Source organism: Vibrio sp. nBUS_14 (assembly GCF_051201655.1).
GTDB lineage: Bacteria > Pseudomonadota > Gammaproteobacteria > Enterobacterales > Vibrionaceae > Vibrio.
Genome location: NZ_CP179206.1, coordinates 944642 through 958507, shown reverse-complemented (window position 1 = coordinate 958507; position 13866 = coordinate 944642). Strand labels below are relative to the sequence as shown.

Sequence of the window (13866 nt, the reverse complement as noted above, 5' to 3'; positions counted from 1 at the left end):
CATTTTTTATTGCTTTCATTTAATGCCTCGCTATCCTTGCAGCATCACTTTCTTATCTCGGTATTGCTGTGAACATCACGATTGTTGGGCCTGGGGCCATCGGCTCTTTATGGGCGATAAAACTACTTCAAGCGGGTCATAATGTGTCTTTGTGGGGCCGCTCGGCTGGCGACTCAATGAAACTATCATTGGATGAGCAAGCTTCTCTTTCTTTCAGTAATCACAATATCGAAAAGCTATCGGAAAGTGATCTAGTCATCTTCACGGTCAAAGCTTGGCAAGTAGAAGAAGCAACCGCTCCACTGCTTCAACATCTCGCTCCCGACACCATTCTCATGTTTATGCACAACGGAATGGGAGCTGTCGATCAGATAGCCACTCAAATTGATGCTCACCCGGTAGTATTGGCGACTACCACCCAAGCGGCATTCAAGCCCAACCGCAACAATGTATCCCACACAGGAATCGGCCAAACACAATTGGGGGCTTTTAACCTCAAAGGTCAACAGTGCACTTTTTTGGTTGATGTGTTGGAACATGCCTTACCTGCCGTGAGTTGGAATCCTGAGATAAAAACAGCGCTATGGACCAAGCTCGCCATCAATTGCGCCATCAACCCACTGACTGGGTTGGAACAAATCAAAAATGGAGAGCTTGCTGACCAAAGGTTTAGCGAGGTTTTGAGTTCTATAATTAAAGAACTCACGCAAGTGATGCAGGCTGAGGATATGACTTGTTCCTTCGACGAATTAGAGACAAGTGTCAACAAGGTTATCCAAGCGACAGCAAAGAACAACTCTTCAATGAAGCAAGATGTGTTTTACCAACGAAAGACAGAGATCGACTTCATTACCGGACACCTAATAAAAACCGCGCTTAAGCATCAGATAGACGTTCCGGTTAACCAAAAGCTCTTCGCTCAGGTTAAAGAACGAGAAAATAGCTGGAATCATCAAGATTAGTCAGCAACAGTTAACAAGTCGCGATAAAATACCGATACCGCTCAGCATAACGCTAGCACCAATTTCCAAGATTTTAGGTAAGAATAGATGCTTGATATCAATCACATCCGAGAGCAGTTTCCTGCGCTATCACAAACCATTAACCAACAACCGTTGATTTACTTAGACAGCGCGGCAACGACACAAAAACCTCAGGTGGTTATTGATGCCATTAGCCAATATTACTCCAAGCAAAATGCCAATGTTCACCGTGGCAGTCATAGCTTAACAGCTCAAGCAACCAGTCAATTTGAAGCGGCCAGAGACAAGGTCGCTCAGTTTATTGGCGCGACATCGTCAAAAGAGATTATTTGGACTCGTGGTGCAACCGAAGCACTTAACCTGATCGCACAAACTTACGCAAGAAGCACGCTTCAACCTGGCGATGAGATCTTAGTGAGTGAAATGGAACATCACGCCAACATCGTGCCTTGGCAAATTGTGGCTGAACAAACTGGTGCTAAAGTCGTGAAAGTACCAATTACATCAGATTGTGACTTTGACGTTGCTGCGTTTGACGCCCTTTTGAATGAACGAACTAAGATTGTTGCTCTGGCTCAGATAACCAATGTCACAGGCTCTCGTCAGCCGATTGAAGCGGTCATCAAGAAAGCACATAAAATGAATGCAATTGTGGTAGTAGATGGCGCACAAGGTATCGTTCATGAGCCCGTTGATGTTGCTGCTTTAGGGGCTGATTTCTACGTGTTCTCAGGGCACAAGCTCTATGCCCCAGCTGGTATCGGTGTACTTTTCGGTAAGCTTGAATTGCTTGAAGCGATGCCACCTTGGCATGGTGGTGGCAAGATGGTTGAGCGCGTGTCTTTCTCTGGCACCACCTTTTCTGAACTGCCGGGAAAATTTGAAGCGGGCACGCCAAACGTGGCGGGAGCCATCGCATTAAGTACCGCAATAGGGTGGTTAAGTGGTTTTGCCCAGCAAGATGTCGAAAATCATATCCACCAGCTTCAGCACGAGACTTATCTTGCACTCAGTAAACTGGATGATGTTCAGGTTTTGGGGTATCAACCCAACGCCAGTGTGATTACTTTTGTGATGGATGGTGTTCACCATCAAGACATCGCGACACTGTTGGATCAGCAAGGGATCGCGGTACGTGCCGGGCATCATTGTGCTCACCCATTGATGGATGCGCTTAATGTAAAAGGAACGGTTCGAATTTCATTTGGTATTTACAACAACATGGATGACGTTGATAAGCTTATCGCTGCGATAGAAAAAGCCGTTGATATGCTGTAGCGAGATTATTTAGGGTTGGCGTTTAGCGTCAACCCTTTTCGTTTCTGTGTATCTAAGAGATATTAAGCACTTAGCTCTTGGATTTGAGCAACAATCGCTTTTAATCCATTACCGCGAGATGGGCTTAGGTGGGTGATTAAACCGATGTTTTCAAAGTAACCATAAATATCAAACGCTTGAACCTGCTCTGATGTTTTTCCATCATACGCAGCCATCACTAATGCAATCAGACCGCGCACAATACGAGCATCAGAATCAGCACAAAAATACCAAACACCGTTGATGTTCTGAGAAACCAGCCAGACTTGGCTTTCACAACCAGAAACTACAACCTGCTCACTCTTCAGCTCATCAGGCATGCTAGGTAATTTCTTACCCCATTGAATCACTTGGCGATAACGGTCTTCCCAACCGTTGAATGTCTGCATTTTCGTGACAATATCATCACTGGTAATTTCAGTACCAAATGGAGAGCTTGGGAATGACATCATTTTAATATCCAATAGATTATGACTAAATGTACAGGTGACAATGGCTTAATGTTCTTAATGTGCTTAAGCAAATAATAGAGAACTACTTACTGTGCTTTTGAATGATCTTTTCTACAATACGCGAAACGGCAACAAATCCAAAAGTCGCCGTTACTACAGTTGCAGCACCAAAACCTGTCGCACAATCCATACGCTTTGGACCTTCTGCGGTCGCTTTCGCAGCACAGACACTGCCGTCAGCTTGAGGGTATTTAAGTTGCTCAGTCGAGAACACACAATCGATGCCAAACTTACGTGCTGGGTTCTTAGGAAAATTATGGTGACGACGCAACGTGTCTTTCAATTTCTTTGCTAACGGATCTTGAATCGTCTTAGTCAGATCGGCCACTTTAATTTGCGTTGGGTCGATTTGACCACCCGCGCCCCCCGTAGTGATCACTTTGATTTTGTTACTGCGGCAATACGCCAGTAACGAAGCCTTAGCCTTCATACTATCGATAGCATCCAGCACAAAATCAAACTCTTTCGACAAATACTCAGCTTGATTGCCAGGACCAATAAAGTCATCAATCAGGTTCACTTTACACTCAGGGTTAATCAACTTAACGCGCTCAGCCATCACTTCGATTTTGCTCTTACCGACAGTACCCGACATTGCGTGAATCTGACGGTTGATGTTAGTCACGCACACGTCATCCATATCGATCAACGTCAGCTCACCTAAACCAGTACGAGCAAGCGCTTCAACAGCCCATGACCCCACGCCACCAATACCGATAACACACACGTGTGCGGATCTAAGTATGTCGACTTCACTATTGCCATATAGGCGACGAGTGCCACCAAATCGTTGGTCATAGTTTTCTGAAGCTGGAGTGGTCAATTCACGCATTGTTGCCGCCAATTTATTTCTGAGAAAAAGAAAAGAGTGCGTTTTATACGCACTCTTGAATAAAAAGTCTAGGGGATTAGCGATTCGCTTTCAATGCCCAATTTTATTGTCGTTTACTCGACCTTCTCAGGAGGTAAAGCCCAAGGCGCTTCGGTTGCGCTGCCATCTAGACCCAGCTTCCACACTCGACCAAAATGCTTGTAATGACCCGCTTCAGTACCTGCTCTTGGGCCCATACCATGGTAGAGATCCAAGTGGTTCTGCTTAACCGCCCCACCGGTATCCAAAACCAGTAGCAATCTTAGTTGGTGCGCACCACTCCAAGTACCATCAGCATTTAATAGTGGCACCTCTGCAAGAATCGGAGTTCCCATTGGTAAGATAGAGCGATCACCTGCAACCGCCGCCATTGGTAACAATGGAATGCCTGCGCTACCCATTACCGATAAATCTTCTCTAGAACTAAAAAAAACAAAAGAAGGGTTTTGCTCAAGCAGCTCTTTTACCACGGAAGGATCATTTGCCATGACCCACTCTTTGATGGCTTTCAAAGACATTTTGTCGCGTGGAACTAAGCCTCGCTCGATCAAAACACGGCCAATGCTCACGTAAGCTTTGTTGTTCTTACCCGCATACGCGAAATATTTAAGCGTGTCATCGTCACCAAAATGGACAAAGCCACTACCCTGTACTTCCATCATAAACGGGTCAATACGGTTTGCTGCGTAACCTAATTCAAGACCTTGGCCTTCTAATGCACCGTTGTAGATCTCTTCACGAGTCGGACAATCTTTATCACAATCAGGTAGTCCATAAACAGGGAATCTGTATGCTTCATTCGCTTCATGGCGCAGTTCCATCACCGGAGAAAAGTAACCCGTGAACAAAACATTACCTTGCTTATCGCCACCACCAAGTTGCGCGGTTTGAACACCGAAATTGGCTAGTTCGCTCGGGTCACCACTTTGCATCGCCCACTCGTTAAGTTGCTGATAAAGCGGCTCATAGATTTTTGCCATTGAAGGGGATTTAGAAACCACCATCTCAGCTTGTTCTGAAAATGCGGTGTAGTCTCTTGGTTTATTGGATTCAACCTGATCGACCTTATTTAAGGCGCGGAGAAATTCATCATCAAGGTGTTGTTGAGCACGATCGGTGGGTTGAGCACAGCCAAATAGTAAGGAGGCGGCAACAAGGGGAAGCCATTTTTTAATCACAAGAGTCATCCTAAAAATTCTATGCATCGAGGATGACAAAAATGGTCAGATAACACAATCTTAGATTGTAAGAGTTTACAGTAAGATAACCTATCGAACGGAATTATCGATATAGCCTTTGAGGCGAAAGACTGGGTTGTAGTGCCCATTTGAATCGAGCACCATTTCTGTATGATCAGATTTGGTCATGCGGAAGCGGTACGTTTTATCCCCCGCCTTGTATTCAAAGTAGTTACCATCAAACTCAAAGTTAGTCGAAATGACCGAACCACCGACTGAGACACCGTTGGCATTAAGCACAAATTCATCTGTCGCATAATGAGCAACATCTTGTTCAACCCAAGTGCCATAAAGCAAGTGATCGGGTGTTGCTGCATCTTGTAATCGATTAATAACATCACCAAAAAGAGACACCACCGCACACGTTCCGACCATAGCTAATACCATTAGGCTGCGTTCAATAATTTTACGCTTCAATTTAGATTGGTTGCGTTGCTCAGCTTCACTGTAGAGGCCTTTGGTTATTTCATCGATCTTGTTCTTTCTTGCTGGAGCTTGTTGCATTCGGTGACTACTCATAAAGATGCTATGCGTATTCTACACTGAGACAGTTTATATAATGAACCCTAGATAAGAATAGTTTGCGCTTTATTCCAAAAATACGTTGTTTAACATTGAATTTAAATGCTAAATTAACGAATAAATAAACATAAATGGACTTGTTCTGTGAAATTAAGAAGTACAGCGCTAGTAAAAGGTTTCAGACAATCAACCCCTTACGTAAATGCTCACCGTGGTAGAACCATGGTAATTATGCTGGGAGGCGAAGCCGTTGCCGATAGAAACTTTGGTAACATTATTAGTGATATTGCCTTACTCCACAGCCTTGGGGTCAAGATTGTTCTTGTTCATGGGGCAAGACCGCAGATCAACCAATTGTTAGCAAAGCAAGATTGCCACACGCCTTACCACAAGAATATTAGGGTCACCGATGAGTATTCCCTAGGTGTTGCGATGCAAGCTGCTGGCCAATTACAACTTGCCATCACAGCTCGACTCTCAATGAGCCTGAACAACACCCCAATGGCAGGCACTCAACTGAATGTCATGAGTGGCAACTTTATTACCGCTCAGCCACTAGGTGTCGATGATGGTACGGATTACTGCCACAGCGGGCGCATTCGTCGAATCGATATTGAAGGGATTAATCGCACACTCGACCAAGGATCCATCGTTCTGCTTGGCCCTATTGCTAGCTCGGTAACAGGCGAAAGCTTTAACCTACTTTCTGAAGAAGTCGCCACTCAAGTGGCCATTCGTTTAAAGGCCGATAAGTTGGTTGGTTTTTGCTCTGAGCAGGGGGTAACGGATCAAAACGGCAATGTGCTCGCCGAACTGTTCCCTAAAGACGCAAAACATATTTTGGAACGCTTAACTCAATCTCAAGGCCCAGCTGAAGACATAAGTACAGGAACATTGCGATTCTTGAAAGGCGCAATCTCAGCATGTCGTGCTGGTGTGCCTCGTTGTCACTTAATCAGCTACAAAGTCGATGGCGCACTAATCCAAGAGCTGTTCTCTTTCGACGGTATTGGAACCCAAGTGGTCATGGCAAGTGCCGAGCAAGTCAGACAAGCTCAGATTGATGATATTGGCGGCATCTTTGACCTCATTCGCCCGCTTGAAGAACAAGGTATTCTCGTGCGTCGCTCAAGAGAGCAGTTAGAACAAGAAGTCCATCGTTTTACCATCATTGAAAAAGACGGTCTGATTATTGGCTGCGCTGCACTATATGCTTATCCTGAAGATCACATGGCAGAAATGGCGTGTGTTGCTATCCATCCTGATTACCGCGATGGAAACCGTGGGCAATTACTGCTGAATTACATGCGTCATCAATCCAAGTCACGTGACATCGACCAGATCTTTGTTCTTACCACACATAGCCTGCATTGGTTCCGAGAACAGGGCTTTTACGAGATAGGTGTGGATGAGTTACCAATGGAAAAGCAGGGGTTATACAACTATCAACGTAACTCAAAGATCTTAGCGTTGAATGTGTAAATAAAGTTTTGGACTAAAACCTCAGTTCAAAAGAAAAATAATTGCACATGTAATCGTTTTCTATATGAGATTTTTAAGTATGCACTTTCACTCACACGAATTATTGTATAGAATTTAAGCGCTTTAATAATATTAACAAATGTTTTTATAGGAATTGCCACCTCGATAGTCATATCGACTTCTTGAGATGGTAACTGCACGGATTGCTATACCCGTTAACGGTCAGACGCTAGCAGTAGCTCTGACGTTAGTATAAACAGCAAAAAGAGCAACATTGATATGAGAACCATTGTTTGTAACTCGCTGCAAAGTTTTTGGGATATGGCTGATAACCAATTCTTAGAAGGGCTAGACGTGCACTGCGTGTTCCCTGTGAGTGAGAACCTCAAAGAGTTTATTTTGAATTGCCAAGCAAAGTACAAGATAAAACATATATCGTTTACCCGAGCGTTTTTAGGCACGGATTCCTAATAACGTTCAAAGCAACCAGGGATGGTTGCTTTGTGTATACATTCTACATTCTACATTCTACCCTGCTATTTCGTCGTTTTACTTCCAGCAACATCTTCGTTAAAACGACTGACTGTTAACTGGTTAGGCGACTGCCTAAACCACTGACTCGCTCTGTTTTCACCTTAATACCACGCTTCAATACGTTAGTATCACTGAACATCATTAATCGTTTCTTCGCACGCGTAATACCTGTGTAGATAAGCTCTCGCGTCAAGATGGGGCTAAAATCTGGCGGAAGGATCATTAAGGTCAGATCAAATTCACTGCCCTGAGATTTGTGTATCGTCATCGCATAGGCGGTTTCATGATCAGGCACTCGACTTGGTAGTACGGCTTTTACGCTGCCATCGGGCAATTCAAAGTACACCTTTAATCGAGGGACTGAGTTATCGTCATTTGAAGAAGAGCTACTTGCATCAGCCTCAAGCATACAAATACCAATATCACCATTGTATAAGCCCAAGCCATGATCGTTGCGCGTTACCATTACTGGTCGCCCGTGATACCACAATTCATCGTTATGTGGATTCACTAAACGTCTTGCGGCAAGCGCCCTTTCGATTCTGTGGTTGAGGCCTTTAACACCAAAATCGCCTTCACGAATCGAACACAGCAATCGACACTGGCTGAACAAATCGAGTACCGATTTAGCTCTCGCTTCTTGAGTTTCTAACTCTTCCAGTTGCACATTCATTCGGTTGAGGTACGCACCATACTCATTGACTAACGTACGCAACATCAAGTTATAGCTGTCGCTCGATAGAGGATGATTTTCAATATCGCCAAATCCTTTGGCAAACACTTGGTCTACTTGATTCGCAGAGCCGTTATTGATTGCTTTTGCTAACTGCCCGATACCTGAACGGGCATCGAAACGATAACTCTTCTGCAGCATACACAAGCTATCAGCAATCGCAGGAGGGTTAACCGATCCAGCTTTGACTTGCCTTGGTTTAGCTATCACATCAAAGCCTGTCATTTCCGCAATCAAATTGCCTTGCGCTGAGCTGTAGCCTGTTGAATTAAACGAGCAGATATCGCCCAACACCGCGCCCGCTTCTACTGAAGCGAGCTGATCTTTATCACCAAGCAGAATCAACCTTGCGTGTTCAGGGAGTGCATCCACCAGCTTATACATCATCGACAGGTCGACCATTGATGCTTCATCCACCACCAAGATATCAAGGTGAAGTGGATTGCGTCGGTTGTGTCTAAACTCAGCTCGATTAGGAATCGCGCCAAGCAATCGGTGTAAAGTGCTCGATTCCGTTGGTATGTTGGTTTTTACTTCAGGCGCTAAAGGCAGTTGCTCAATCGCTTTACCAATCGACTCTGTTAAACGAGCCGCGGCTTTACCTGTCGGTGCCACCAGCTTGATCGTCGGTATTTTGCCTTGGCTTAGTGATTGCTCGACCATCGCCGACAATAACTTGGTTACTGTGGTCGTTTTACCAGTACCCGGCCCACCAGAGATCACCGCGAAGCGACGACTCAGCGCCACCGCTGCCGCTACTTTTTGCCAATTCAAACAGATAGATAACGGTACTAGACTATCCAGCACATCTAAATCGGTCACTTGTTTGGCTTGAACAATCGCTTGGTCAATTGCGCCCCAATTCAAAGATTGCTCATCGACAATATCAAGGTGATCACACACCAGCTGTTGGCGCAGTACCTGAGACGTCTGCTGATTTGCTTCAGCCTTGGCTAAGGCGTTAAACAGAAAGTGATAACTACGTGCGAAAAGCTGATTGAGCGTTTCTGTCAGCGCCTTTTTCTGCTCAATATTGAACTCTACTGGCTTACTTAAACGGTTTAACGTTTCAGCCAACACAACTTCATAGTTCCAATAACGCTGTAAGTAGACGCGCTGTCCATCAAACATCAGCGGCTTAACGCAGTCATTCGTTGTTCCAACGAGGTTAGATGATTGCAGAACCGTCACCCAATCAATACCCAACAGTTTTTGGTTCAATTGCAGTGCCGTTTCACCGTACAAACCGAGTAACTGAGCTAGATCTGCCGTTTGCTCAAGGCCTGCCGTATGTAGCTGTATAAGCCGAGTACAAATATGCCCCTTGCCTAATTCATGGCTCACCACCCCAGCGAGAAAGCCGATCTCTTGAGAATGACTCGTCGCTTGCTGAGAAATAAAACGGGCAAACTGATAATCCAGTTGACGAATTGAGCCCTTGTCGGCGAGGAACTTTAATACATCCATGAGCTGCTCAGGGATAAGTGAAACTGGCTTAACAAAGTTGGCTGTCTCTATGCTGGTATTCGCGGTCGTTGTCGTCATTATAGAAGCCCCATCTGTCCAGTTTCATTGTCATTTAATTGTGCTGAACGTCTGTCTATCACTTTACCATCAATCAATTGATCCATTTCATTGAGCAAAGCCAATGTAGGTTTCGCCGAGAAAATACCTTGTTGAGATTGGCCGTCCATTCCTCTTAAAAACAAGTAATAAACCCCACCAAAATGTTGTTCGTAGCTGTAATTGGCAACACGACTCCGTAAAAAGCGGTGCAGTGCCAATGCATAGATTTGATATTGTAGATCGTAGCGGTGGTCTGCCATCGCCGATTTCAATGCTTCACCATGGTAGACGGCAACGTCATCACCTAAATGGTTCGATTTCCAGTCGAGCACATAGTATTTACCTTGGTGCTCGAACACCAAATCGATGAAGCCTTTCAACATGCCTTGCACGGTTTGGAAACCTAGATCACCCGCTTTGGCTGATAACGGATCATGATATTGAATGGTTTGATTCAGCTCAGATGCGGCCAACACTTCGATCGGCAACAAGAACTCCATCTCAACTAAGCGTTGAGTCGAGTCTTTCTCACTCAGCTTTAGATTTTTGCCATCTAATGCGGTGTTAAGCACCGTATCGACAAGCTGTTGAAGCACGGGTAACCACTCTAGTTCATATTGCTCCGACTCTAATAAGTGAGTGATTACTTGCGTGTTATGTTCGCTGGTTGCTGGCTCGGTAAATTCAACATCCTCAAACAAGGTGTGTAAGAAGGTACCCGGGCGAGCGCCACGAGGGAACGTGAATATAGAACGTTCAGGTTCAATCAGTTCCGACTCATCTTGTTCATCAGCCGAATCAATATCGAAACCAGACACCTCAATCGTGGCATCATGACTTGCGCCGTGACTGCCTTGCTTTACAAGCCCCGAGTAACTAGTGATACGCCAAGCTCGGTCAATTGAAGCCTTGAGTTCATTGGCCTGTAAGTCTTCACTCACTTGCTCTGTTTGCATAAAAATTTGTTCGTGAGCGGTAGGCATTTCAGACAGTAATACGCTTGAATTCTTACCCTCAATTGCAGATAGAGCTTGATGTAACTCGGCGATGCCTTGCTCTTGTCCGTTTTGAACCAAATAGCCCATCGCACTCAAATGCACGCCCGTCGGTTCTTTGGTTGAGCGCCCTTTACGTAAAGGAGCCATACCAATAAAACAGCCATAAACCGCACGAGTCAGCGCCACGTAAATCAAACGTAGATCTTCTGCCAATCGCTCTTTATCGGCTTTTGCTAAGGCACTGTCGCTACCCGTAATATCAAGTACTGTGGTATCTGACTCGTGATCGTAGAATTTACCTTCACTCGCTTCACGATAGCTTGCAACGAACGGCAAAAACACTAAGTCATATTCCAAGCCTTTCGATTTATGAATAGTAACGATTTGAACCAAGTTTCTTTCTGATTCAAGGCGTTGAATGTCGTCTTCACTGCCACCTAAACCATTTTGTGCATCCGATATCGCTTCAGCCAACCAACGCAGTAAACCATAGTCACTGTCGAGATCTTGCCTTGCTTGTTGCAGCAGCTCGCCAATGTGCATCAAATCGGTTAGTGAGCGCTCACCATTTTCTTCCTCCAGTAAGCGTTCCGCGAGATGTCTTTTACTGATCACGCTGCGCAACATTGGTAACACGCCGCGCTGTAGCCACAACTTACGATATTCTCTAAATTCGTTAACGACGTTTTCCCACACCACTTCATCGTTGTTGAGTTCATCCAATGATGCGGCATCCAAAGCAAACAATTCCGACGCTAAACTCGCGCGCAATGCACGGTCATTTTCAGGCGTCAGCACCGCTTGCAGTAAGCGTTGAATATCTTGCGCAACTAAGCTAGTAAACACACTGTCTCGGTTCGACAGATACACACTCGCAATGCCCTGTTCGGATAGCGCGTTCTTGATTAGACGGCCTTCACTGCCGGTTCGAACTAAGACAGCAATGTCACCCGCATTCACGGCATGTTGTTTTTTACCGTTATCAAAATAGGCTTGTTGATTTTGAGATGCGGTCAGAATAGTTTGAATTTTACTCGCGGTCGCCTCGGCCATGGCTTTGTGATATTCCCCCTTTGGTAACGGCTTATCTTCAGCCTCTTGTAGCCAAAAGGTGAGCGCGTGCTGAGTTTCTCCGTTCATCACCCATTGGCGCTTGTCGGCCGATGGGCTGGCTGCAACGGGAAAAAATGGAATGTCTTGGTCGTAAATAAACGGACTGTCTGAATTCATAAACACTTGGTTTACTGCACTGACCATGTCAGCACTCGAACGCCAGTTAGTCCCTAAGGTGTAGTGAGCACTAACTTGGTTTCTCGCCTTGATATAGGTAAAAATATCCGCGCCACGGAAGCCATAGATAGCCTGCTTCGGATCACCGATCATAAACAGACCACATTGCGGGTTATCGAGGTAGATTCGGCTAAAAATACTGTATTGCAGCGGATCGGTATCTTGGAATTCATCGATCATCGCCACTGGGTATAAGGTGCGGATTCTCTCCACCAGCAGTGATTGCTCATCCACATCAATCGATGCAGATAACTGAGTCAGCAAATCATCAAACGATAGCCATTGCTTCTGCTGTTTAGCCTTAGCTAACATAGTTCGACAATGGGTAATGGCATGCGCCAATAGCGGAGCTTTCAAATCGGCAGGGTTATTTAAGAAACCGTCAATCGCTTCGAAAACGGCGTGCTGAGGAGCCGTGCCTTTCGGTGTTTTCTCGATTAATGTTGTTTGTGAGAACTTCTCTAATTTATCTGGGAACTGGTAATCATGAGTGTTGCTCTGCGCCCATTCTGTTACCGCTTCTAACCAAGTCGGCAAAGACTTCTTGGTGTAGCTACGCTTGTTTACATCTGAACCTGAGATCAAAGCCAAAAAGTCCGCTTCGGATTCGCACCACAACGCCTTAAGTTGCTTCACTTTATCTAGGTTTTGATTGTGCAGAGTTTGCAAGTCACCCGACATCGCATCTACCGTCAATTTCAGCGGAGATCCTGTCAGATAACGATTTACGTCTGCTAATAATGTAGCAGGCGAACCCCAAATATTTCGCACTTCGCCAGCCAGTTGAATTGGCAGCGGGTAAAACTGCTTACGCCAATAGTCAGCTACCACTTGCGCTTTCAGGTGACTTTCATCGGTCACAAATTCATTATCAAACCGGCTGCCAGACTCAAAGGCATTTTGAGTCAACATACGCTGACAGAAGCCATGAATGGTGTAGACAGCCGCTTCATCCATTTGTCTTTCGGCATTGAGTAGAGTTTTCGCCGCACCAGCATGATCTTCGATGGCTTGTAACAGAGGTGCAATCACTGGGTCGTCACTTTGTCCAAGTGCAAACGCAATACGTGCATCATGAATTCGAGCTCGAATACGATCACGTAGCTCTGCCGTTGCCGCTTCAGTAAAGGTCACCACCAGAATTTGATCTACGGTCAGCGGCTCATGGTGTCGAGTGGCTTCAGTCAGATCACCTTGTGGTGCAGCCGTGCCGTGACCGAGCAGTAGGCGCAAGTACAAGCCAGCGATGGTGAATGTTTTACCAGTACCCGCTGATGCTTCAATTAAACGCGCGCCATGAAGTGGAAACGTCATGGTATCGAGTGTCTGTGGAGCGATTACCTGAACACTGCTTGTGGTCGTCATGCCTTACTGCCTTCTGATAAATTAGTTTGTTACAAATGTGACCTAGCGTGGAAAACGTCATTCAATTTACGTCCTACGCTGATTTGTTAATAGTTAGTGCGATCTCTCTCACGGATCAATTCAGATCGCCTCGCTACTATGCGCGCACGAGTTCGGGAGCGCGATTCGAGTTTATTCTCATGCGTTACTTTGAACCACAGAATAATGGTCCCTCTGACCTGTGGCCGTACAGCGAACGCCCTACACTAATAATGATTTACTGGCGGCCACTTTATTTCCTGTACCCTAACTTCCCGCAAGTCACTATCTATCGCTTTTACTAAGCTTATACCTCGATTACCTCTCACCTTTTGATAAGCCAAGCACTCCAAATTTACATCTAACTCTTTCTTTTCCATGCCTTTATTCAAGTGCATCTCTTTGACGTTAGTATCGTTGGCGATCTTGCTGATCAC

11 protein-coding genes are annotated in these 13866 nt (G+C 45.4%); 4 read left to right on the top strand and 7 right to left on the bottom strand.

What is annotated here, in order from left to right; translation table 11 throughout:
* The first annotated feature begins 68 nt into the window (after positions 1–68).
* Positions 69–962 (top strand): 2-dehydropantoate 2-reductase, encoded by an 894-nt coding sequence (gene panE, locus ACMAZD_RS04355; protein ID WP_435248710.1) that lies wholly within the window; start codon positions 69–71, stop codon positions 960–962.
* Positions 963–1049: 87 nt separating this feature from the next.
* On the top strand, positions 1050–2261 hold the full coding sequence (gene csdA / locus ACMAZD_RS04350; protein WP_435248709.1) for a cysteine desulfurase CsdA: 1212 nt from the start codon (positions 1050–1052) through the stop codon (positions 2259–2261).
* Between the two features lie 62 nt (positions 2262–2323).
* On the opposite strand, the gene csdE is transcribed toward csdA, so the two are convergent.
* From csdE to ACMAZD_RS04330, 4 genes are all read right to left on the bottom strand, one after another.
* Entirely contained in the window at positions 2324–2752 is a 429-nt protein-coding gene (csdE, locus tag ACMAZD_RS04345; protein WP_435248708.1) for a cysteine desulfurase sulfur acceptor subunit CsdE, read from the bottom strand.
* An 82-nt stretch (positions 2753–2834) separates the two neighbouring features.
* Positions 2835–3644, bottom strand: a complete 810-nt coding sequence (gene tcdA / locus ACMAZD_RS04340) for a tRNA cyclic N6-threonylcarbamoyladenosine(37) synthase TcdA (RefSeq protein ID WP_435248707.1) — start codon at positions 3642–3644, stop codon at positions 2835–2837.
* A 113-nt stretch (positions 3645–3757) separates the two neighbouring features.
* Entirely contained in the window at positions 3758–4870 is a 1113-nt protein-coding gene (gene mltA, locus ACMAZD_RS04335) for a murein transglycosylase A (RefSeq protein ID WP_435248706.1), read from the bottom strand.
* Positions 4871–4951: 81 nt separating this feature from the next.
* On the bottom strand, positions 4952–5425 hold the full coding sequence (locus ACMAZD_RS04330) for a DUF2850 domain-containing protein (protein WP_435249327.1): 474 nt from the start codon (positions 5423–5425) through the stop codon (positions 4952–4954).
* A 162-nt stretch (positions 5426–5587) separates the two neighbouring features.
* Here ACMAZD_RS04330 and argA point away from each other — a divergent pair, with 162 nt between their 5' ends.
* The gene (gene argA / locus ACMAZD_RS04325) at positions 5588–6925 is read left to right on the top strand and encodes an amino-acid N-acetyltransferase (protein WP_435248705.1); all 1338 of its coding nucleotides are present in this window, start codon (positions 5588–5590) and stop codon (positions 6923–6925) included.
* A gap of 279 nt (positions 6926–7204) precedes the next feature.
* Positions 7205–7396, top strand: coding sequence for a hypothetical protein (locus ACMAZD_RS04320; protein WP_435248704.1), 192 nt, complete (start codon positions 7205–7207; stop codon positions 7394–7396).
* Between the two features lie 115 nt (positions 7397–7511).
* On the opposite strand, the gene recD is transcribed toward ACMAZD_RS04320, so the two are convergent.
* The 3 genes from recD to ACMAZD_RS04305 all read right to left on the bottom strand — a co-directional run bounded on the left by recD (position 7512) and on the right by ACMAZD_RS04305 (position 13866).
* The gene (gene recD / locus ACMAZD_RS04315; RefSeq protein WP_435248703.1) at positions 7512–9737 is read right to left on the bottom strand and encodes an exodeoxyribonuclease V subunit alpha; all 2226 of its coding nucleotides are present in this window, start codon (positions 9735–9737) and stop codon (positions 7512–7514) included.
* Entirely contained in the window at positions 9737–13411 is a 3675-nt protein-coding gene (gene recB / locus ACMAZD_RS04310; protein ID WP_435248702.1) for an exodeoxyribonuclease V subunit beta, read from the bottom strand. The genes recD and recB overlap by 1 nt, the downstream gene beginning before the upstream one ends.
* 245 nt (positions 13412–13656) lie before the next feature.
* Positions 13657–13866 (bottom strand): hypothetical protein, encoded by a 210-nt coding sequence (locus ACMAZD_RS04305; protein ID WP_435248701.1) that lies wholly within the window; start codon positions 13864–13866, stop codon positions 13657–13659.

Coding starts and splice junctions, on each gene's coding strand:
- ACMAZD_RS04320 (WP_435248704.1), top strand. CDS start 7,205: ATGAGAACCATTGTTTGTAACTCGCTGCAAAGTTTTTGGGATATGGCT.
- recD (WP_435248703.1), bottom strand. CDS start 9,737: ATGACGACAACGACCGCGAATACCAGCATAGAGACAGCCAACTTTGTT.
- mltA (WP_435248706.1), bottom strand. CDS start 4,870: ATGACTCTTGTGATTAAAAAATGGCTTCCCCTTGTTGCCGCCTCCTTA.
- ACMAZD_RS04330 (WP_435249327.1), bottom strand. CDS start 5,425: ATGCAACAAGCTCCAGCAAGAAAGAACAAGATCGATGAAATAACCAAA.
- tcdA (WP_435248707.1), bottom strand. CDS start 3,644: ATGCGTGAATTGACCACTCCAGCTTCAGAAAACTATGACCAACGATTT.
- recB (WP_435248702.1), bottom strand. CDS start 13,411: ATGACGACCACAAGCAGTGTTCAGGTAATCGCTCCACAGACACTCGAT.
- csdA (WP_435248709.1), top strand. CDS start 1,050: ATGCTTGATATCAATCACATCCGAGAGCAGTTTCCTGCGCTATCACAA.
- csdE (WP_435248708.1), bottom strand. CDS start 2,752: ATGATGTCATTCCCAAGCTCTCCATTTGGTACTGAAATTACCAGTGAT.